Source organism: Rhizobium vallis, assembly GCF_003985155.1.
Taxonomy (GTDB): domain Bacteria; phylum Pseudomonadota; class Alphaproteobacteria; order Rhizobiales; family Rhizobiaceae; genus Rhizobium; species Rhizobium vallis.
Map to the genome: position 1 here is coordinate 196,137 of NZ_ML133697.1, position 19,709 is coordinate 215,845.

19 protein-coding genes and 1 pseudogene are annotated in these 19,709 nt (G+C 61.2%); 11 read left to right on the top strand and 9 right to left on the bottom strand.

All coding sequences use genetic code 11. The features are described 5' to 3' along the window. Positions 1–230 precede the first annotated feature (230 nt). The gene (gene ilvD / locus EFQ99_RS28045; protein ID WP_126924417.1) at positions 231–2,069 is read left to right on the top strand and encodes a dihydroxy-acid dehydratase; all 1,839 of its coding nucleotides are present in this window, start codon (positions 231–233) and stop codon (positions 2,067–2,069) included. Between the two features lie 53 nt (positions 2,070–2,122). Here ilvD and EFQ99_RS28050 read toward each other — a convergent pair whose 3' ends face one another. Both EFQ99_RS28050 and EFQ99_RS28055 read right to left on the bottom strand, forming a co-directional pair. Then, complete coding sequence (locus EFQ99_RS28050) at positions 2,123–2,476, bottom strand: lysozyme inhibitor LprI family protein (RefSeq protein WP_126924418.1); 354 nt, start codon at positions 2,474–2,476, stop codon at positions 2,123–2,125. A gap of 19 nt (positions 2,477–2,495) precedes the next feature. Beyond that, positions 2,496–2,876: a YkvA family protein gene (locus EFQ99_RS28055; protein WP_126924419.1), complete on the bottom strand. Its 381-nt coding sequence runs from the start codon at positions 2,874–2,876 to the stop codon at positions 2,496–2,498. A gap of 144 nt (positions 2,877–3,020) precedes the next feature. Here EFQ99_RS28055 and EFQ99_RS28060 point away from each other — a divergent pair, with 144 nt between their 5' ends. Both EFQ99_RS28060 and EFQ99_RS28065 read left to right on the top strand, forming a co-directional pair. Further along, positions 3,021–4,424, top strand: a complete 1,404-nt coding sequence (locus tag EFQ99_RS28060) for a DegQ family serine endoprotease (RefSeq protein WP_126924420.1) — start codon at positions 3,021–3,023, stop codon at positions 4,422–4,424. Continuing rightward, positions 4,421–5,737, top strand: a complete 1,317-nt coding sequence (locus EFQ99_RS28065) for a replication-associated recombination protein A (RefSeq protein WP_126924421.1) — start codon at positions 4,421–4,423, stop codon at positions 5,735–5,737. The genes EFQ99_RS28060 and EFQ99_RS28065 overlap by 4 nt, the downstream gene beginning before the upstream one ends. Before the next feature lie 31 nt (positions 5,738–5,768). Here EFQ99_RS28065 and EFQ99_RS28070 read toward each other — a convergent pair whose 3' ends face one another. The 3 genes from EFQ99_RS28070 to EFQ99_RS36040 form a co-directional block, all read right to left on the bottom strand. Then, on the bottom strand, positions 5,769–6,443 hold the full coding sequence (locus EFQ99_RS28070; protein WP_126924422.1) for a VIT1/CCC1 transporter family protein: 675 nt from the start codon (positions 6,441–6,443) through the stop codon (positions 5,769–5,771). 250 nt (positions 6,444–6,693) lie between these two features. Next, positions 6,694–7,005: a DUF1883 domain-containing protein gene (locus tag EFQ99_RS28075; protein WP_126924423.1), complete on the bottom strand. Its 312-nt coding sequence runs from the start codon at positions 7,003–7,005 to the stop codon at positions 6,694–6,696. A 197-nt stretch (positions 7,006–7,202) separates the two neighbouring features. Next, positions 7,203–7,337 carry a hypothetical protein gene (locus EFQ99_RS36040; RefSeq protein WP_281024298.1) on the bottom strand — a complete coding sequence of 45 codons (135 nt, stop codon included), beginning with the start codon at positions 7,335–7,337 and terminating at the stop codon, positions 7,203–7,205. A gap of 195 nt (positions 7,338–7,532) precedes the next feature. Between EFQ99_RS36040 and EFQ99_RS28080 the strand changes: the two genes are divergently transcribed. Then, positions 7,533–8,477: an alpha/beta fold hydrolase gene (locus EFQ99_RS28080; RefSeq protein WP_126924424.1), complete on the top strand. Its 945-nt coding sequence runs from the start codon at positions 7,533–7,535 to the stop codon at positions 8,475–8,477. 36 nt (positions 8,478–8,513) lie between these two features. On the opposite strand, the gene EFQ99_RS28085 is transcribed toward EFQ99_RS28080, so the two are convergent. Beyond that, positions 8,514–9,521, bottom strand: coding sequence for a ketopantoate reductase family protein (locus tag EFQ99_RS28085; RefSeq protein WP_126924425.1), 1,008 nt, complete (start codon positions 9,519–9,521; stop codon positions 8,514–8,516). A gap of 156 nt (positions 9,522–9,677) precedes the next feature. Next, positions 9,678–10,529, bottom strand: a complete 852-nt coding sequence (locus EFQ99_RS28090) for an oxidoreductase (protein ID WP_126924426.1) — start codon at positions 10,527–10,529, stop codon at positions 9,678–9,680. 125 nt (positions 10,530–10,654) lie between these two features. On the opposite strand from EFQ99_RS28090, the gene EFQ99_RS28095 reads away from it, so the two are divergent. Beyond that, positions 10,655–11,542 (top strand): LysR family transcriptional regulator, encoded by an 888-nt coding sequence (locus EFQ99_RS28095; RefSeq protein ID WP_126924427.1) that lies wholly within the window; start codon positions 10,655–10,657, stop codon positions 11,540–11,542. On the opposite strand, the gene EFQ99_RS28100 is transcribed toward EFQ99_RS28095, so the two are convergent. Continuing rightward, positions 11,517–12,143: a nucleoside 2-deoxyribosyltransferase gene (locus EFQ99_RS28100; protein ID WP_126924428.1), complete on the bottom strand. Its 627-nt coding sequence runs from the start codon at positions 12,141–12,143 to the stop codon at positions 11,517–11,519. The two genes, EFQ99_RS28095 and EFQ99_RS28100, sit on opposite strands and share 26 nt — an antisense overlap. A gap of 363 nt (positions 12,144–12,506) precedes the next feature. Between EFQ99_RS28100 and EFQ99_RS28105 the strand changes: the two genes are divergently transcribed. Next, positions 12,507–13,481, top strand: coding sequence for an alpha/beta hydrolase (locus EFQ99_RS28105; protein WP_208722823.1), 975 nt, complete (start codon positions 12,507–12,509; stop codon positions 13,479–13,481). A gap of 25 nt (positions 13,482–13,506) precedes the next feature. On the opposite strand, the gene EFQ99_RS28110 is transcribed toward EFQ99_RS28105, so the two are convergent. Further along, on the bottom strand, positions 13,507–14,130 hold the full coding sequence (locus EFQ99_RS28110; protein WP_126924430.1) for a carboxymuconolactone decarboxylase family protein: 624 nt from the start codon (positions 14,128–14,130) through the stop codon (positions 13,507–13,509). Between the two features lie 394 nt (positions 14,131–14,524). Between EFQ99_RS28110 and EFQ99_RS28115 the strand changes: the two genes are divergently transcribed. From EFQ99_RS28115 to EFQ99_RS28135, 5 genes and pseudogenes are all read left to right on the top strand, one after another. Next, a complete protein-coding gene (locus tag EFQ99_RS28115) occupies positions 14,525–15,574 on the top strand; it encodes a LacI family DNA-binding transcriptional regulator (protein WP_126924431.1) in 1,050 nt (349 codons plus the stop codon). 5 nt (positions 15,575–15,579) lie between these two features. Further along, positions 15,580–17,193 carry an acyl CoA:acetate/3-ketoacid CoA transferase gene (locus EFQ99_RS28120; RefSeq protein WP_208722822.1) on the top strand — a complete coding sequence of 538 codons (1,614 nt, stop codon included), beginning with the start codon at positions 15,580–15,582 and terminating at the stop codon, positions 17,191–17,193. Continuing rightward, positions 17,186–17,965, top strand: coding sequence for an enoyl-CoA hydratase/isomerase family protein (locus EFQ99_RS28125; protein ID WP_126924433.1), 780 nt, complete (start codon positions 17,186–17,188; stop codon positions 17,963–17,965). The genes EFQ99_RS28120 and EFQ99_RS28125 overlap by 8 nt, the downstream gene beginning before the upstream one ends. Beyond that, positions 17,965–19,485 carry an aldehyde dehydrogenase family protein gene (locus EFQ99_RS28130; protein WP_126924434.1) on the top strand — a complete coding sequence of 507 codons (1,521 nt, stop codon included), beginning with the start codon at positions 17,965–17,967 and terminating at the stop codon, positions 19,483–19,485. The genes EFQ99_RS28125 and EFQ99_RS28130 overlap by 1 nt, the downstream gene beginning before the upstream one ends. An 89-nt stretch (positions 19,486–19,574) precedes the next feature. Then, positions 19,575–19,709: pseudogene (locus EFQ99_RS28135) on the top strand (sugar ABC transporter substrate-binding protein); the annotation flags it as partial.

Here is a 19,709-nt window from a genome sequence, read left to right on the forward strand (position 1 = left end):
TTTTTGTGTTCGGCTATGATGGAATAGGCTGTAACGAAAGGCTTCATCGAACCGTATATGATCGATGCGCACCGTGTCGTCCGCCCCGCAGCGTACCGGATTTGCCCTTCCCGGTAGTGACAGTCTCCGCCGATTGGATTAGGACAATTCCAAAAAGCAGCGTTGCCTAGCCCGCAAATCCACAGCCGCCCGCTTCGCCTGATGATTCCTAGATATCGAGGAAGACACCGATGCCAGCTTACCGTTCCAGAACCACGACCCACGGCCGCAACATGGCGGGCGCGCGCGGCCTTTGGCGCGCCACGGGCATGAAGGATTCGGATTTCGGCAAGCCGATCATCGCCGTGGTTAATTCCTTCACCCAGTTCGTGCCCGGCCACGTGCATCTGAAGGATCTCGGCCAGCTCGTTGCCCGCGAAATCGAGGCGGCAGGCGGTGTCGCCAAGGAGTTCAACACGATCGCCGTCGATGACGGCATCGCGATGGGCCATGACGGCATGCTCTATTCGCTGCCCTCGCGCGAACTCATCGCCGACAGCGTCGAATATATGGTCAATGCCCATTGCGCTGATGCCATGGTCTGCATCTCCAACTGCGACAAGATCACCCCCGGCATGCTGATGGCGTCGCTGCGCCTCAATATCCCAACCGTCTTCGTTTCCGGCGGCCCGATGGAAGCTGGTAAGGTCGTGCTGCACGGCAAGACGCACGCTCTCGACCTCGTCGACGCCATGGTCGCTGCTGCCGACGACAAGATCTCCGATGAAGACGTCAAGGTCATCGAGCGCTCGGCCTGTCCGACCTGCGGATCATGCTCCGGCATGTTTACCGCAAATTCCATGAACTGCCTGACTGAAGCACTCGGCCTGTCGCTGCCCGGCAACGGCTCGACGCTCGCAACCCATGCCGACCGCAAGCGCCTCTTCGTCGAGGCCGGCCATCTGATCGTCGATCTCGCCCGCCGCTATTACGAGCAGGACGACGTCAAGGCACTGCCGCGCACCATCGCCTCCAAACAGGCCTTCGAGAATGCCATGGCGCTCGATATCGCCATGGGCGGCTCGACCAACACGGTCCTGCATATTCTTGCCGCCGCCCATGAGGGCGAGGTCGATTTTACCATGGCCGATATCGACGCGCTGTCGCGCCGTGTGCCGTGCCTGTCGAAGGTTGCGCCCGCCAAGAGCGATGTTCATATGGAAGACGTCCACCGCGCCGGCGGCATCATGTCGATCCTCGGCGAACTCGACAAGGGTGGCCTGCTGAACCGCGATTGCCCGACCGTTCATGCCGAGACGCTGGGCGATGCGATCGACCGCTGGGATATCACTCGCACCAACAGCGAGACCGTCCGCAAGTTCTATCGCGCCGCTCCCGGTGGCATTCCGACCCAGGTTGCCTTCAGCCAGGAGGCCCGCTGGGACGATCTCGACACCGATCGCCAGAACGGCGTCATCCGCTCGGTCGAGCATCCCTTCTCCAAGGACGGCGGTCTGGCCGTGCTCAAGGGCAATCTTGCGATCGACGGCTGCATCGTCAAGACAGCAGGCGTCGATGAATCGATCCTGAAATTTTCCGGTCCCGCCCGCGTCTTTGAAAGCCAGGATGCCTCCGTCAAGGCGATCCTTGCCAATGAGGTCAAGGCTGGCGACGTGGTCGTCATCCGCTACGAAGGCCCGAAGGGCGGCCCCGGCATGCAGGAAATGCTCTATCCCACGAGCTACCTGAAATCCAAGGGCCTCGGCAAGGCCTGCGCGCTCATCACCGACGGCCGCTTCTCCGGTGGCACCTCCGGCCTCTCGATCGGCCATATCTCTCCGGAAGCGGCGAATGGCGGCATCATCGGTCTGGTGCGCGAAGGCGACATGATCGACATCGACATCCCGAACCGTACGATCAGCCTGCGTGTCAGCGAGGCCGAGCTCGCCGCCCGGCGCGCCGAACAGGACGGCAAGGGCTGGCATCCCACAGAAGTGCGCAAGCGCAACGTCACCACCGCGCTGAAGGCCTATGCTGCCTTTGCGACGAGCGCCGATCGCGGCGCCGTACGGGATCTGAACGCTCGCTGAGTCACCAGCGAACCTATTGGTTGAATGTCAGTTGCTTATCCAACCGGTCGCTTTCAAAGCGGCCGGTTGATGTTTTTATAGGTCTCGCCGAGCTGCTTCAGCCGTTCGTCATAGGCGGCCTTCAGGCAGGCGGCATCGGCCGCGCATTCCTGCCGCTTCTTCAGCCAGGCGGTCTGCTCATCCTGCAAGGTTCCGCGCGAGCCCATGGCCAGCAGACCGGAAAGCAGCTCAAAGGTTGTCGCCATCTTCACGTCAGCGTCGTTGAGTGCACGGTTGTCGCAGATTGCCTTTTCGTCGGGCTTCAAATCCTTCGCATCGCAATCGAAGCTGGCCGACCACGCAAAATCCGATACAGAAATCAGGATCGCTAAACCCAGGACGGTCGACATTGTCCGCGTCATCATTATTTTCCCTTGTTGCCGCCGGTCAAACTAGCTTGCTGAGTGCCAGAGCCAGAAAGATGATGCAGGCGAGCCAAACGGCAAGGATGAAGATCAGACCGGCCCGGCTGGAAGGACGTTCGATGCGCCGTTCCGCTTCTACGCGAAGCTCGCTCATCACATCAAAAGGAACGAGCCGCACTGCCAGCATGATGCCGAGCGGCACGATCAGGAGATCGTCGAGATAGCCGAGCACGGGAATAAAATCGGGGATGAGATCGATCGGCGATAGCGCATAGGCGGCAACGGCGCCGGCCACCGCTTTGGCGTGCCACGGCACGCGGGGATCTCGGGCGGCAAGCCACAGCGCAACGATGTCACGCTTCAGTGACTTCGCCCAGATTTTGGCTTTGGATATCAGTTGCATGGCCAATCTTCCTGAATCAAATTCACAATGACTTCAACCGGTTTCCAAGACGTCCCTTTGCCTTATTCTTCCATGCTTCCGCCCTCTTTCCTTTCTAGCGTCGGGCGCTACAACGTTGCTCAAGAGGATTCAAAAAGGATACCTATGCAAGGCCTGATCACGCGCGCTTCCGCCTCGCTGTTCGCTCTCATGCTCGTTCTGCCGGCTGCGGCCGATGCGCAGACGGCAAAGACCGTGCCCGAGAGCCAGATGCAGATGCAGCTCTCTTTCGCGCCGCTCGTCAAACAGACGTCGGGCGCCGTCGTCAATGTCTATGCGGAAAAGATCGTCCAGCGGCAGTCGCCCTTTGCCGGCGATCCCTTCTTCGAACAGTTTTTCGGCCAGCAGATGCCGAACCGTTCGGAGAAACAATCCTCGCTCGGTTCGGGTGTGATCGTCGAGGCGAACGGCACTGTCGTGACCAACAATCACGTCGTTGAAGGCGCAGACGACATCAAGGTGGCGCTGTCGGATGGCCGCGAATTCCCCTGCAAGGTGGTGCTGCGTGATGACCGCGTCGATCTTGCCGTGCTGAAGATCGATACCAAGGAGAGCTTCCCGACGCTGCCGATCGGCAATTCCGATGCCGTGGAGGTCGGCGATCTTGTGCTGGCGATCGGCAATCCCTTCGGCGTCGGCCAGACGGTGACGAGCGGCATCGTCTCCGCGCTTGCCCGCAACCAGGTGGTGAGGAACGAGTTCGGTTTCTTCATCCAGACCGATGCTTCGATCAATCCCGGCAATTCCGGCGGCGCGCTGATGAACATGAAAGGCGAATTGATCGGCATCAACACGGCGATCTTCTCGCGCGGCGGCGGCTCGAACGGTATCGGCTTTGCCATCCCTGCCAATCTGGTCAAGGTCTTCCTCGCCTCGGCCGATGCCGGCGTCAAATCATTTGAGCGGCCCTATGTTGGCGCGAGTTTCGATGCCGTGACCTCGGAAGTGGCCGAGGCGCTTGGGTTGAACAAGGCCCGCGGCGCGCTCGTCGTCAAGGTTTCGGAAGGCGGACCGGCCGCGAAGGCCGGGCTGAAGGCCGGCCAAATCGTCACCGCTGTCGATGGTATTTCCGTCGAACATCCCGACGCACTGCTTTACAGACTGACGACGGCGGGTCTCGGCAAATCGGTCAAGCTCACCGTCGTTGAAAACGGCCGCGAGCAGCAATTGCCGCTGACGCTCGACCGCGCCCCGGAAACCTCGCCGCGCGACCAGCGCACGATCGGCGGCCATACGCCCTTTACCGGCGCCGTCGTCGAGAACCTGTCGCCACGGGTCGCCGACGAACTGCGCATGCCGTCGGAATCGGCAGGCGTCGTCGTATCCGAGGTGAAGCAGGATTCGCCTGCCGCCCGTCTCGGTTTTGAGCCGAAGGATATCATCGTCTCGATCAACGGCACCAACGTGAAGTCGACCAGCGAACTGTCCGAAATCGCCGATGGCGACCCCGGCCTCTGGCGGGTGGAGATCGAGCGCGACGGTCAGCGCATCCGGCAGTTCTTCCGATGAGCAATGATCTCTTCGCGCCGCGTGTTCCGGAGGAGGTCGCCGCCAGGCGGCCGCTTGCCGACCGGCTGCGGCCGAAGACCCTTGCCGAAGTCACCGGTCAGGAACACCTGACCGGCGAGGACGGCGTGTTGAGAAGGATGATCGAAAGCGGTTCGCTCGGCTCGATGATCTTCTGGGGCCCGCCAGGGACCGGCAAGACGACGGTGGCGCGGCTGCTATCGGGCGAGGCAGGCTTGGCTTTCGAGCAGATATCGGCGATCTTTTCTGGCGTTGCCGATCTGAAGAAGGTGTTCGAGACGGCCCGCCTACGGCGTATGGACGGCCGCCAGACGTTGCTTTTCGTCGATGAAATCCACCGTTTCAACCGCGCCCAGCAGGACAGTTTCCTGCCCGTCATGGAGGATGGCACCGTCATCCTCGTCGGCGCCACCACCGAGAACCCGTCCTTCGAACTCAACGCCGCTCTCCTGTCGCGCGCCCGTGTCCTCACTTTCAAGTCGCATGACGAGGAGAGCCTCGAGGAGCTCTTGAAGCGCGCCGAGACGATCGAGCAGAAGCCGCTGCCGCTGACGGAAGAGGCGCGCGCCAGCCTGATCCGCATGGCAGATGGCGACGGCCGCGCCGTGCTGACGCTCGCCGAAGAGATCTGGCGCGCAGCGCGCGACGGCGAAAGCTTCGACACGGAAGGCCTGACGCGCATCGTCCAGCGCCGCGCCCCGGTCTATGACAAGGCGCAGGACGGTCACTACAATCTGATCTCGGCGCTGCATAAATCCGTGCGCGGCTCGGACCCGGATGCCGCGCTCTATTACCTCGCCCGCATGTTCGATGCCGGCGAGGATCCGCTTTATCTCGGTAGGCGGCTCGTGCGCATGGCGGTGGAGGATATCGGCCTTGCCGATCCTCAGGCACTGGTCATCTGCAACGCCGCCAAGGATGCCTACGAGTACCTCGGCTCGCCAGAGGGCGAACTGGCGCTGGCGCAAGCCTGCGTCTATCTCGCCACCGCGCCGAAATCGAATGCCGTTTACACCGCTTTCAAGGCCGCCAGCCAAGCCGCAAAGCAGAACGGTTCGCTGTTGCCGCCCAAACACATCCTCAATGCGCCGACGAAACTGATGAAGGGCGAGGGATACGGCGAAGGCTATCGCTACGACCACGACGAGCCGGACGCTTTTTCCGGCCAGGATTATTTCCCGGAGAAGATGGGCCGCCAGATCTTTTACGATCCGCCGGAGCGCGGTTTCGAGCGCGATATCCGCAAGCGGCTGGAATGGTGGGCGAAGCTTCGCAAGGAGCGCAATCCGCGTTGAGGCGCTGTGCCTGTTCGGTTGGTGAAGGGGCTCAGCCGCCAAGAGCGATCGCTATTGCAACCAGAAGCAATCCGAGACAAGTCATCGTCATCCCTGCATAAAACGGCCTGCCTCCTGAAAACGTGGCCCACGCATAGCCCGTCACAAATAGTAGCATGATGAGAAACAGGTTGCTGATTCTCAGAGCAAAGTGCGCATTGTCGATGAAAATGAAAGGGGTCACTGCCGGAATGGAGGTGGCAGAAACCAAAAAGAAGATCGCGATTGCGGCAAACAGATCACCTTTCGATAGGGACACTTTCACAGGATCGGCCCGAGATGCGAGCGTCAGGAGTGATCGATAGAGGGCGTCGGCATCGGCCGCCTTTCCAGAAAATGGTGCTTCCTCGATCGGGAATTCTTTCGCGAGCACCATGAGCGCCACAGATTCGCTTTTGGCGGCTTTGATTTGCCGAAAAAGGCGCAGCCGTCTGCTCTTGTAAAACGTCGTCCCCAGAATGAACAACACGGCATCAATGATCCCCCAAGCGACGTTGCATCCGATTGTTGCGACGATCAACTCATGGACATCCAACCCTTCATTTTCAAAAACAAGCCTCGAGCCCACCGTCCATGTCAGCGCCATGATCAATCCGAAAAGGACTTCGCCGAGCGCATCGCCGGGATCGATGATATTGGTGATATGACCGATCGGGTTCGAAGTCATGGACTGTCCCCAGGTGATGAAGATAGTAGTCTGCTGTTCGTCGCTCCGCGATCAGAGCATGAATGGGGCGCCGACTTGCAGCTGGCGCAGGGTGAGCCGCGCGAGTGGAGAATTGTGACCGACCTCGCGGCTTGATTCATTGATTGCGATCAAGATCGGAACAATCGGGCGTTTCGTGATCAACGTTTTTTGGCAGAGCATGTTCTGCGCTTGCCCTTGCGCGACCGAAAGATGCGCGGTGCTGCAACGTTCAGGAGGGCGGCGACATCTTCTGATTTGCAGGAGCGGCGATCACCTTGACGGCGGATTCCGCAAGCCCGTGATGGCCCTCCATGTCGACGACCACGTGCCAGTGGCCGCTTTCAGGAACGGCGAGCTTGACCGGCGATTTGCGCGCCACGCCGCCGATATATTTGAAATCGAGAACTTCGGTGAAGCGCTGGAAATTCGGCGCCGTCATCAGACGAACATTGTTCACCGCATTCAACGACACCTCGATGATCGTCCCGGCGCGTTGTTCCCTAAGATCATAATGGGTGAAGCGGAAATTCGGTTTCGACATCGGTCCCGTGGAGTCTGAAATCTTTATGACAAGATTTTACCAGCATGTCGGTTAATGAAAAGTTGGAAATCGGCCGTCCGCCCATCAGCGTTCTCCCGCGGCGTGGAAACGGCGGGAGAACGGCAAGATTTAACGGAAACGCGCTTCACCGCGGGCAACCGGCGTGAACTCGACTTTGCCGTTTGCCCCGATGGACATCAGAGCGCGGAATAGACGATGTAGAGCTCGATGCAGGCAAGCACGACGCCGAAGACGAACAGCGCCCGCGCGGTGCGTTTCTCGCGCATCTGCCGGCTGCTGCTGTGCGGGCGAAGCGGGTGGAAGGCAGACATCACATTTCGCATGGCATTTGACCTTTGCAATGATGACAAGAGCCTACTGCCGGCTGCGATAGGAAATCCATTCGGGGCGGGGGGCGAAAATATAGGAATGGCATAAAGGCCGATGGCAGAAATTTCGACGCGCGGTGTCGGGAAGGGATCACCACCGCCGTCCTTGCAGCATCGATGCAAATATGGAGCAAGGACATGTCGAAGACGACGTTGATTTCGATGATCGCAACAGCTGCTGCATTCCTGGCCACGCCGGATATATCAGCCGCCGGCGGCGCGCCTGTAATCGAAGACAATAAGGCGATAGCGCCGATTGTCCGGAAGGGAAGCGTGCCGGTCAACGGCATCGATTATTATTACGAGATCCGTGGCGAGGGCGAACCGCTGCTTCTTCTTCATGGCGGCCTCGGGCAGATCGAGATGTTCGCACCCGTCATGCCTATTTTCACGGACCACCGGCAGGTGATCGCCGTCGACCTGCAGGGCCATGGCCGCACGCCTCTCGGCAATCGGCCGATCGAGCTGCCGGCAATCGGCGCCGATCTCGCGATCCTCGTGAAGCAGCTCGGCTACGACAAGCTCGATGTCTTCGGCTATTCCTTTGGCGGCGGCGTGGCGCTGAACATGGCGGCGAACGCGCCGGACAGGGTGCGCCGGCTGGTGATACTCTCGGCCCCCTATGCGCAGAACGGCTTCTTCCCGGAGATGCTGCCGCAGCAGGCGGCAGTGGGCGCCGCTATGGCCGAGATGATGAAGGACACGCCGATGTTCCTTTCCTATAAGGCGGTAGCTCCTGACGTTTCGGAATTTCCGAAACTTCTGGATGCGATGGGGGCGCTGATGCGCGAACCGATCGACTATAGCGATGCCGTCGCGAAACTGACCATGCCGGTCATGCTGATGTACGGCGATGCCGACATGATCCGCCCCGAGCATATGATCGATTTCTATCACAAGCTCGGCGGCGGTCTGCGCGATGCAGGCTGGATGCGGGAAAACATGTCGAAGAACCGGCTGGCGATCCTGCCCGATCTCACCCACTACGAGACCTTCGCCTCGCCACTGATGGCGAATATGGCGATGACCTTCCTCGATGGCGGCGACAAGGCCCCGAACTGGGCCGAGCAGGTCGGAAAATAAGCGAAGGCGGCCAGGCTTCTCCCGGCAACCTTGCCATCAGCTGCCGCGCCGATTTTCCCGATCCAATTGCGTCACCAGCGCCAGGATCGTTTCCGAGACTGGAGTCGGTACGGCAGTCAGGCGCCCAAGAGCCGCCAGCATCCCGACCAGCGGCGTGATTTCGAGCGCCTTGCCGCCGATCAGATCCTGCAGCATCGATGTCCGGACGGCGGCGCCGACATGGCGCGATTGTTCCAGCCGCTGTTCGACCGTAATGTTGAAACGCGCACCCAGCGCCTCGCCGACGGCGCGCACCTCGTTCATCACTTTGCCGACCATGGCCGAAAGCGCCGGATCCGCCATGATATCGGTCATGACAGCCCGCGTCAACGCACTGATCGGGTTGAAGGCGGCATTGCCCATCAGCTTGCTCCAGATCTCGTCACGGATATCGGGCGTCGTCGTTATGCTAAGGCCGGCCCCGATTAGCAAGGCCGCGATCGCCTCGAGATCGGACGACATTTCGCCGGAGGGCTCGCCGAGCACGAAACGTCCCTTATTGGAAAGCCGGATCTCGCCGGGATTGATCACCTCCGCGCCTTGATAGGCGACGCAGCCGATGACACGTTGCGGTGCGATCAGCCGCCAAAGCCTGCCCTCGGGATCGAGTTCATCGAATTGCAGTTCCGGATGCCCGCTCCTGGTATCGCGATGGAAATACCACCACGGAATGCCGTTCAGGATCATGACGACCCGGGTACGGTCCTTGAGCAGCCCTGCTATTCCCTCGGCGGCGGGCGCCAGCTGATGCCCCTTGAGGCCGGTAATGACGAGATCCTGCGGCGGCAACGTCTTGGGATCATCGGTCGCGTTGAGGCGGACATTGAGCGTCCTTTCAGCATCGGCTTCGCGCAGGCTGAGACCGTTGTCGCGGATGGCGTCAAGATGGGCGCCACGCGCGACGACGGAGATGGTGATGTCGTTTCCGGGCTGGCTCGCGAGTTTGGCGGCGATAGCGCCGCCGAGTGCGCCGGCGCCATAGATGCAGATGGTCTTGATGGACATGCTCGCCTCTTCATGATCGTGATCGAACCTAGATCTAGGCCATCGGACGCTCAAGGCGAACGCCAATTTGCCGCATGCTGCACTTTCTCCCACCCGCAGCGCGCTGCCGCTGTATCCCGGCGATCGGGGAAGCAGCGGCCGCACCCACCTTGGTCTTCAGGCCGACGCCGTTGCCTCGCTTGGAAAATCCGTGGACAGGGCGAGCTGGCGCCAGGCGGCAAGTTCCTTTTCGACGCTGGCATGCTGAGCCTCGATCATAGCCACCGTATCGCTGCCGAATGGCATCCGCAGCGGCGGATTGGCTGAATTGACCATCGTCATGATGCCAGCGGCGAGCGCGGCGGGATTGCCGGGCTGGGCATGGTTGGCGTCGGCGGCGAAACTGCGCATGTTGCCGGCCGGCGTGCCTTCGTAGTCCGCAATCGAAGCCGGGCTGATCGCCAGCGAAGTGTCGGCGAGGAAGTCCGTGCGGAAGAAGCCTGGCTCGACGATCGTCACCTTGATGCCGAAAGGTTCGAGTTCGGCGGCCATCGATTCGGAGAGACCTTCGACGGCGAATTTCGTCGAGCCATAGACGCCCCAGCCTGGATAGCCGAAGTAACCGCCGATGGAGGAGAAGTTCAGCACATGGCCGGAACGCTGGCGGCGCATGTAGGGCAGTACGGCGCGTGTCACCTTCAGCAGGCCGAAGACATTCGTACCGTAAAGCTTTTCGATCTCTTCGGCCGTGGCTTCCTCGACGGCGCCGAGCAGGCCGTAACCGGCATTGTTGGCGAGAACGTCGATGCGTCCGAAGCGGGCGATACCGGCAGCCGCAGCCTCTTTCGCCTGTACTTCATTGGTGACGTCGAGGGCAACTGCCAGCAGGTTCGGATGATCGCCGAACTGCTCGGTAACGGTCTTCGGGTTGCGGGCAGTGGCGATCACGGCGTCCCCTGATGCAAGGGCTTCCCTCGTCATCAGCGCACCGAAGCCGCGGGATGCACCGGTGATGAACCAGACTTTCATGACGAATTCCTTTCGAGCTTTTCGGTTTGGCGTCGCATCTCTGTGCTGACGGGGTGAATTTGACCCAAAATCCGCTATTGTATAAGATTCGTTATTATTGAAACAATAATGAGCGATATTCATCAATGCGCGCCACCGAGCTTTCCGAACTGGCTGCCTTCGCGGCCGTCGCCCGACATAAAAGCTTCCGCAAGGCGGGTGAGGAGCGGGGTGTCACCGCCTCCGCGATCAGCCATGCGGTGCTCAATCTCGAAGAACGGATCGGCATTCGGCTGCTCAACCGTACGACGCGCAGCGTTTCGCTGACCGAGGCTGGTGAACTCCTGATCTCGCATCTCGACCCGGCCTTCGGCGAGATGACAGCCGCGCTCGATGCGCTCAACCGCTACCGCGACACGCCCTTCGGCAAGGTAAGGATCAATGTGCCGAATTCGATCGGCCCCTTCGTCGTCGGCCGCATCATCGGCCCGCTCCTCAAGCGAAATCCCAATTTGCAGCTGGAAATCAACGCGACGGACAGGCTGGTCGATATCGTCGAGGAGGGCTTCGATGCCGGCATCCGCTTCGGCGAGCGCATTACCGAGGGGATGATCGCACTACGCATCAAACCGCGCATCCGCCTGGTCGTCGTCGGTTCGTCCGCCTATTTCGAGACCCGGCCCAAGCCTGAAACGCCCCACGAACTCAAGCGGCATCTCTGCATCCAGAACATGTATCCATCAGGCGCACGTTATGCCTGGGAATTCGAGAAGGACGGCCAGACGGTGAGCTTTCAGCCGACTGGGCCACTGTCGCTCGACGATCACGAGCTGATGCTGCAGGCAGCGCTTAGCGGCGTCGGCCTTGCCTATGTCTGGGAGCCGCGGGCGGAAAAGGCGATCGCCAGCGGCGAGCTGATCCAGGTGCTGGATGAGTGGTGTCAGCTGGAGGAACCGCTCTATCTCTACTATCCGAGCCGCCGCCACATGTCGGCAGGCTTCAGGGCGGTCATCGAGGCGATACGGGCGGAGTAATGTCGGCGCGGCCGCTACCGGTGCGGAGCTGGCCGTCATCAGCACGCATGCCGGCGATCGCCTGAAGCGCTTCAAAATAAACTGCCAGGTCGCGGGCGGGATCTGTGGGGAGAGCGACCGCACGGAACACCTTGCCTCCTGTCGCCTCGACCCCTCCGTCGATCATCAGGTTATCGGCCATGCCGTGATTTTCGATCGCGATGCCGTCCGGTCCGCGTGGGCGCCCGCTCGTCTCATCGATCTCGAGCCCCGCATACCAGACGGAACGAACACGCGCGCCATAGTCGTCTGGGTGATTGCTATAAGCGAAGACCGATTTTCCCAACGCAATCATGAAGCCGATCTCATAGACCGTACCCGGATCGGCGCTGACGCCTCGAAAGGGAGTGATGTTGGCAAGGCAGATCTCGGCACGCCGCATGGCTGTGTCGTTGCGTGCGTAGATCTCGGCGGCCGTCAGCTTCACCGGGGTCTGGTTTTCATCGCTGCCCGGGCCGGTCGGCTCGAAGCCGAACTGGCGTGCCAAACGGCGTTTTTCGGCGATGATGGGCATGGCGTCCGGAAGAAAGACTTCCGGGCCGGCAAGGTAGATGGTGGTCATTGGTATCCTTCACTCACATGCGAGACGAAGTGCCGGAGTGGAGCGGCCAGGCACGGAATCCATTTCCGACGGAAACACCGTGGATGGCAAGCCGTACCGGCAGGAGTTATCCATTTTTTGCGAAGCAGCCTGAAGAGCCCGCGGTGGACAGGTAACGCCCGATTTTCATTCCAGGGCGCCGCCACAGGTGATGCCCGCGGAATAAAAAAGCTTGAGGTTTGCGTCTGCCACCCTTTTGACTCCGGCAGACGAACCGGCCAAAGATGCCGCCGTGGCCAGCGTCGTCGGGAGAGGTTGATGAACGGTCGGAATTCACCAGCTGTTGTTCGAGCCGCCAAGCGGCTTGCATGTTCCGTCGCCGCCATGGCCGCAACACTGTTGCTGACAACGGCGGCAGTCGGGCAGGATATCGGGCCGCAAAGCCAGGCCTCGCGGGAGCAAGTCGAAAAACTCGTCGGCCTCTGGAAGGACCACTTTGCCGGTGCCGATAACCTGCAGCAGCGGCGGATGGCCTTCAAGGCGCTGATGGAGACAACGCCGGGCCCGACGCGCATACAGCTTCGGCAGGTCGATGCCGACGGGGTCAATGCCGAGCTGATATGGCCCGCCCGTCTTCATCACCCGATCGGCGAAAGGGTGATCCTTTACATTCATGGCGGCGGTTTCTCGGGCGGGTCCATCCGCACCCACAGCCTGCTTGCCGGATCGCTCGCCAAGGCCGCGTCGAGCGACGTGCTTCTCATCGATTATCGATTGATGCCGGAATATGGCTATCCCGCGCAGATCAACGACGCGCTGACGGCCTATCGCTGGCTTCTCGACAACGGCTATGACAACGGGAACGTCGTCGTCGCGGGAGACGGGGCCGGCGGCAACATCGCAATCGAGACGGTGTTGCGGCAGATACAGGCGGCAAAGCCGTTGCCGGCGGCTGTGGTGGCGCTCAGTCCCATCACCGATCTGGCCGCGACCGGCGGATCGATGACGTCGAATGCCGAAAGCGATCAATTAGTCGATAAGGCCTGGATCGAAACCCTCCGCAAGCCCTATCTCGGCCGCCGGCCGCCGACCGATCCTCAGGCGTCGCCGCTTTATGCCGACATGAAGGGCTTTCCGCCGCTGCTGCTGCAGGTCGGCTCAGGCGAAGCCCTGCTGGATGACACGCTGCGGCTCGCCGACAAGGCGCGCCAGGCCGGTGTGGATGTCACCACCGAGGTCTGGCCGGGCATGCCGCATCAATGGCAGCTGTTCCCCTCGATGCTCGATGATGCCGATCGGGCGAGCCAGAATATCGCCGAGTTCGCGATCCGGCATTTTGCCGATAGGCCGAAGGAATAGGGGCTACGCCTCATCAATCGTGGCATCATTGCGATGTGCGGTGGGACGAAGCAGGCGCCAGAGGACGCTCGACCTCCCGGCCGACGCTGAGCGCCTTTCGCACATTCGGCTCCAGCCGCTCGGCATAGGCATGGTCGGGTGCAGCACCCAGCGCATCCAGCATTTTGGAGAAGAAACACCGGGCGGCTGCCGCAGCCGTGATGTCGAAGATCTCGGCATCGTTCAGCCCATGTTTCTTCAGCCCGTCTATATCCTGCTGCGTGATCGACGTCGCATCGCGCGCCACCTTGGCGGCAAAGGCCATGATCGCGCGTTCGCCGGCATCGATCGGCGCCTTTTCCGACTCGTTGACAACAGCCGTCAGCCCGTCGCTGGTGAAACCTTCGCGCAGCAGCACGGAGCCGTGCGCCAGCATGCAATAGGAGGATTTCAGCTCCTTGGCTGCCGCCAGCGTCACCAGCTCGTAGCGCCTGAGGCTCATATGGCTGCGAATGCTCGAAAGCAGCGCTCCCCAGTTCTCCATCACTTCAGGCCGGTGGCCGAAAGCGCGATACATGTTCGGCAGATAACCGTAGCTTGCCTCCGCCGACGCATACATCGATGTCGTCTTCTCGCTGGCGGATGCATTGGGGGTGTGAATGAAAGCCATGGCATGGTCCTCCTCTACTGCGAGAATGATAGGGTAGATATGCGGGACAGCAATCCTGGCACCGAGGACAACTTTAGCCGAGTTTGGCCAGTTGCTTCTCCAGAAGGTCGAGGCTGTCCTCTCCTACCTCGTTGACGCCACTCGGCATGGGCCCGGAAGGTCTGCCGATTGCGGCGCTTTCCTCGCTTTTCTTTCGGTCGAAGATATCGAACGATACCGCCAAATCTCACTCGTTTTTAGAACGTTCCAAATTTACAACGAAGGTTTCCGCGACAAAGAAGGCTAGAGGCGTCAAAAATGTCTAACAAAATAGTGGATCACTTAGATTCATCTTGACATGATTGGAACGTTCCAAATATTGAATAGCCATCAGACGTGATGGCGGGAGGAAGAAGTGACAAAGGCGCGGGTAACCGTCATTGACATTGCGAAGGCCGCCGGCGTCTCGAAGTCGACGGTTTCGCTGGTGCTTCAGGGCTCCTCCCTGGTCAATGAAGGGACGCGGTCCAAGGTCAATGCGGTGATGCGCGATCTCGGCTATGTCTACAATCGCGGCGCAGCCAATCTTCGGCAGGCCGGTGCCAAGTCGAGGATCGTCGGGGTCGTCGTAAACGACCTGACGAACAGCTTCTTTGCCGAACTCGCGGTCGGCGTCGACATGGTCGTTCAGTCGGCCGGCTTTGTGCAGTTCCTGTCGAACACCGGCGAGAGCATCGACCGGCAGCGCGAGGTTGTCGCATCGATGCGCGAACATGGGATTTCCGGCCTCATTGTGTCGCCGGCGCGCGCCACCGATGCTGCGGACTTCAAGCCGCTCGTTGCGGCGGGGATTCCTGTCGTGGTTGTCGTCCGAAACCTGCCCGGCGCCAAAGTCTCATCCATCGTCTCCGACAACCAGGCCGGCATGATGTCCGCCGTTCAGCACCTGGCGGGACTCGGCCATAAACGCATCGCTTTTCTCGGTGGCTTTCCCGATACCGCTGTCTTCGACGATCGCCTTGCCGGTTACCGAAGCGGCGTCGAGGCAGCCGGGCTCGACTATCACGAAGAACTTGTCATCGCGTCCGCGCCGTCGCGAGCGGGCGGGGTGGAGGCGACCGGCAAGGCGATTGCTCTTGGCCATCGGCCGACGGCGGCCGTGTGCTTCAATGATGCCGTGGCCTTCGGTGTTTGCGACGGGTTGCGTGCGCGCCGGCTGGAGCCGGGCTCCGACTTCGCGGTCGTGGGTTTCGACGACGTCATCGAGGCCCAGGCGGCGGTGCCGGCGCTGACAACAGTCTCCGTCGATCCGCAAGGCATTGGTCGGCGCGGCGCGCAGATGCTTCTCAAGCAGATCAATGCGGGCAAGGCCGAGGCGGAGACGGTGACGACAGCCGTTCGGCTGGTTGTCCGTGAGAGCTGCGGAGCCAGCATGAGCATCAAAATCAAACAGGACTCTGCGTGATGCAAATGAAGAAGCATCTTACCCCAGCCGAAGCGGCCGCGCTGATCCCGGATGGCGCCGTTGTAACGGTATCGTCCTCGAGCGGTCTCGGTTGTCCCGATCTCATGCTGAAGGCGATCGGCGAACGTTTCGATGCGACAGGCCATCCCCGTGACATCACGACTCTCCACCCGATTGCCGCCGGCGACATGAGCGGCATCAAGGGCGTCGATTACATCGCCAGAAAGGGTCTGCTCAAGCGCATCATCGGCGGTTCCTATCCCTCAGGCCCGTCCTCATCAGAGCCGCCGCTCATTTGGCAGATGATCACCGGAAACGAGATCCCGGCCTATAACATTCCCTCCGGCATCCTGTTCGACATCCATCGCGAGGCTGCTGCGAAGCGGCCGGGCGTGCTGACCAAGGTCGGCATCGATACCTTCGTCGATCCCTGGCGACAGGGCTGCGCGATGAACGAACTGGCTTCGGAGCATCCGGTGGTCAAACGCGTCACCTTCGAGGGTGACGACTGGCTGTTCTTTCCCGCGATCGTCCCTCAGGTCGCCATCATCCGCGCCACGACTGCCGACGAGCGCGGCAACCTTACATACGAACATGAGGGCGCCTATCTCGGCGGCCTCGATCAGGCGCTTGCCGCACGCAACAACGGTGGCATCGTCATCGCTCAGGTCAAGCGGATCACCAAGGAGGGCTCGCTGAAGCCGCATGACGTCCGGGTGCCGGGGATGCTGGTCGACTACGTGATCGTCGATCCGGATCAGAAGCAGACGACGCAGACGGCGTACGATCCGGCGATTTCAGGAGAGATCTTCCGCCCGCTCGATAGTTTCCGGGTTCCCGAGTTCAACGTTCAAAAAGTCATCGCACGGCGTGTCGCGCAGGAACTTCAATCGGGAAGTTGCGTCAATCTCGGTTTCGGTATCTCGGCCAACGTGCCGCGAATTCTGCTGGAGGAGGGGCTTCACGGCGCAGTCACCTGGGTCATCGAACAGGGCGCGGTCGGCGGCGTGCCGCTGCTCGACTTTGCCTTCGGCTGCGCGTCCAACGCCGACGCCTACATGCCGTCTCCCTATCAATTCACCTATTTCCAGGGTGCCGGTTTCGATGCATCGCTGCTCTCCTTCCTCGAAATCGGCAAGGACGGGTCGGTCAACGTCTCCAAGCTCTCGTTCCGGCCGCATGTGACGGCAGGCGCCGGCGGCTTTGTCGACATCACGGCGCGGGCGAAGAAGATCGTCTTCTCCGGCATGTTCAATGCCGGAGCGAAGCTTTCGATCGCCGATGGCGCCCTCCTGATCGAGAAGGAAGGCAAGCTGAAGAAGCTGGTGAACGAGGTCGAACACGTCACCTTCAGCGGCAAGCGTGCCATCGAGCAGGGGCAGGACATCACCTATGTCACCGAGCGGTGCGTGATGAAGCTGACGCCGGAGGGTATCGTCCTCACCGAGATTGCGCCCGGCGTCGATCTCCGATCTCACATCCTCGATCAGTCCGAGTTCCCGCTGATCATCGCACCCGACCTGAAGGTCATGGACGCCGCGCTCTTCGCAGAGGCAGCGATCGGACTGTTGCTTCCGGCAAAAAGCGCGCGGACGCTGGAGGGCACCTTCAATGGCTAGTGGAACGGTCAGGGTCGATATCGAAGGCCACGTCGCGACGCTGACGATTTCTCGCCCGGAGAAGCTGAACGCACTCGATCTCGACATGCTGAAAGCCCTCGCAGACGCTGCCGATGAGGTCGAGGCGAACCCGAATGTACGCGCCGCCGTTCTCACCGGCGAGGGAAGGGGCTTTTCCGCCGGAGGCGATATCAAGGCCTGGGGCGGAATGCTGCCCCAGGAATTCGGTCACGCCTGGGTGCGGCACGGCCACCGGATATTCGAAAGGCTGGCAACGCTCCGAGTGCCGCTCATCGCGGCGCTAAGCGGCCATGCCCTCGGAGGAGGGCTTGAACTTGCGGGCGTTGCAGACATTCGCCTTGCGGAGAAGCAGATCAAAATCGGCCTGCCGGAAACCGGCCTCGGCATGGTGCCGGGCTGGTCCGGGACCCAGCGTCTCGTACGCCGCTTCGGCGCGCAAGTCGTCCGACGCATGGCCTTGGGCGGCGAGATATTCACCGCCGAGGAGGCGCGCCTGCTCGGTATCGTCGATGCGGTCGTTCCAACAGGAAACTCGCTGGCCGCGGCCAGGGAATATGCCGAGCGGATCGCCGCACGGGGACCGGCGGCCGTCGAGATCGTCAAGTTGATGATCGCATCGGCGAACGGCGAAGACAACGGAACCGCGGTCGAAGCCCTGGGCTCGATCCTCGCCGCCAAGACCGGCGATCTGAAGGAGGGCGTCGCGTCATTCAGCGAGAAGCGCCCGGCAACGTTCAAGGGAGAATGGTAATGACGGTCCTCGTCAACCCCACCGCGCTGAGCGACCACAAGGCGCGCGATTTCAGGATGCTCATCGATGGCAAATGGGAGGCTGGCGCCTCCGATCCGATCGCGCGTGTCGCGCCGAGCCATGGCGTCGTGGTCAGCCGGTTCCCGACCGGCAGCAGAAATGACACCGAGCGCGCCATCGCCGCTGCACGCAAGGCCTTCGACCTCGGGCCATGGCCGCGAATGACCGCTTCCGAACGTTCCGCCATCCTCCTGAAGGCTGCCGATCTGATCGCGGCACGTGCGGAAGAGCTGGCATTTCTCGATGCGATCGAGGCAGGAAAGCCGATCACGCAGGTGCGGGGCGAAATTGCAGGCTCTGTCGACATATGGCGCTATGCGGCTGCCCTTGCCCGCGACCTCCACGGTGAAAGCTACAACACGCTTGGCGACGGTACGCTCGGCGTCGTCCTGCGCGAAGCGATCGGCGTGGTGTCGATCATCACGCCCTGGAACTTCCCGTTTCTCATCGTCGGTCAGAAGCTGCCCTTCGCCCTGGCCGCAGGCTGCACCACTGTCGTCAAGCCCTCAGAGCTGACATCGGGATCGACGCTCGTGCTGGGAGAGATCCTGCAGCAGGCAGGCATTCCGGATGGCGTCGTCAACATTGTCACCGGTACGGGACCTGAGGTCGGTGCTGTCATGACGTCTCATCCCGACGTCGACATGGTGTCCTTCACCGGCTCGACCGGTGTGGGAAAGCTGACCATGTCCAATGCCGCGCAGACGCTGAAGAGGGTCTCGCTCGAACTGGGCGGAAAGAACCCGCAGATCGTATTCCCGGATGCCGATCTCGATGCCTTCATCGATGCTGCGGTCTTCGGCGCATATTTCAATGCCGGCGAGTGCTGCAATGCCGGGTCTCGGCTGATCCTTCACAAGTCAATCGCTGCCGATGTCGTCGGGCGGATCGCCGAACTGTCAAAGGCGGTGAAGGTCGGCGACCCGCTCGATCCTTCGACGCAAGTCGGCGCCATCATCACGCCGCAGCATCTGGAGAAGATATCCGGATATGTCACTGGTGCCAGGAGCAGCGGTGCGAAGGTCGCCCATGGCGGCGAGAGGCTCGACCTCGGCATGGGGCAGTTCATGTCGCCGACGATCCTCGAAGCAGTCACCCCTGACATGGCGGTGGCACGCGAGGAAGTCTTTGGACCGGTTCTGTCGGTCCTGACGTTCGAGACATCAGCCGAAGCCATCAAGATTGCGAATTCCATCGACTACGGCCTGTCGGCCGGCGTCTGGAGCCGCGATTTCGATACCTGCCTGACGATCGGCCGCTCGGTACGGGCGGGCACGGTCTGGATGAACACCTTCATGGACGGCGCCTCGGAACTTCCCTTTGGCGGTTACAAGCAGAGCGGCCTCGGCCGTGAACTCGGCCGCCATTCGGTCGAAGACTATACGGAGACCAAGACGCTGAACATGCATATCGGCAAGCGCACCAATTGGTGGATGCCGCAAACGGAAAGGCCGGCTTAGCCGACGACAAAACTACGCCTGAGGAGGGCGGGTGATCGGATGCAGGAATGGTTCCTGCATCTTCCAAACTGGAACTGGGAGGTTCTTCGATGAATAGGTTTTTGAGCTCGGCGGCCGTTGCTGTCGTGATGCTGGCTGGTTTGGGTGTGGCACAGGCTGCGGACGTGAAGGAAGTGCAGATGCTGCACTGGTGGACGTCCGGCGGCGAGGCGGCGGCTTTGAAC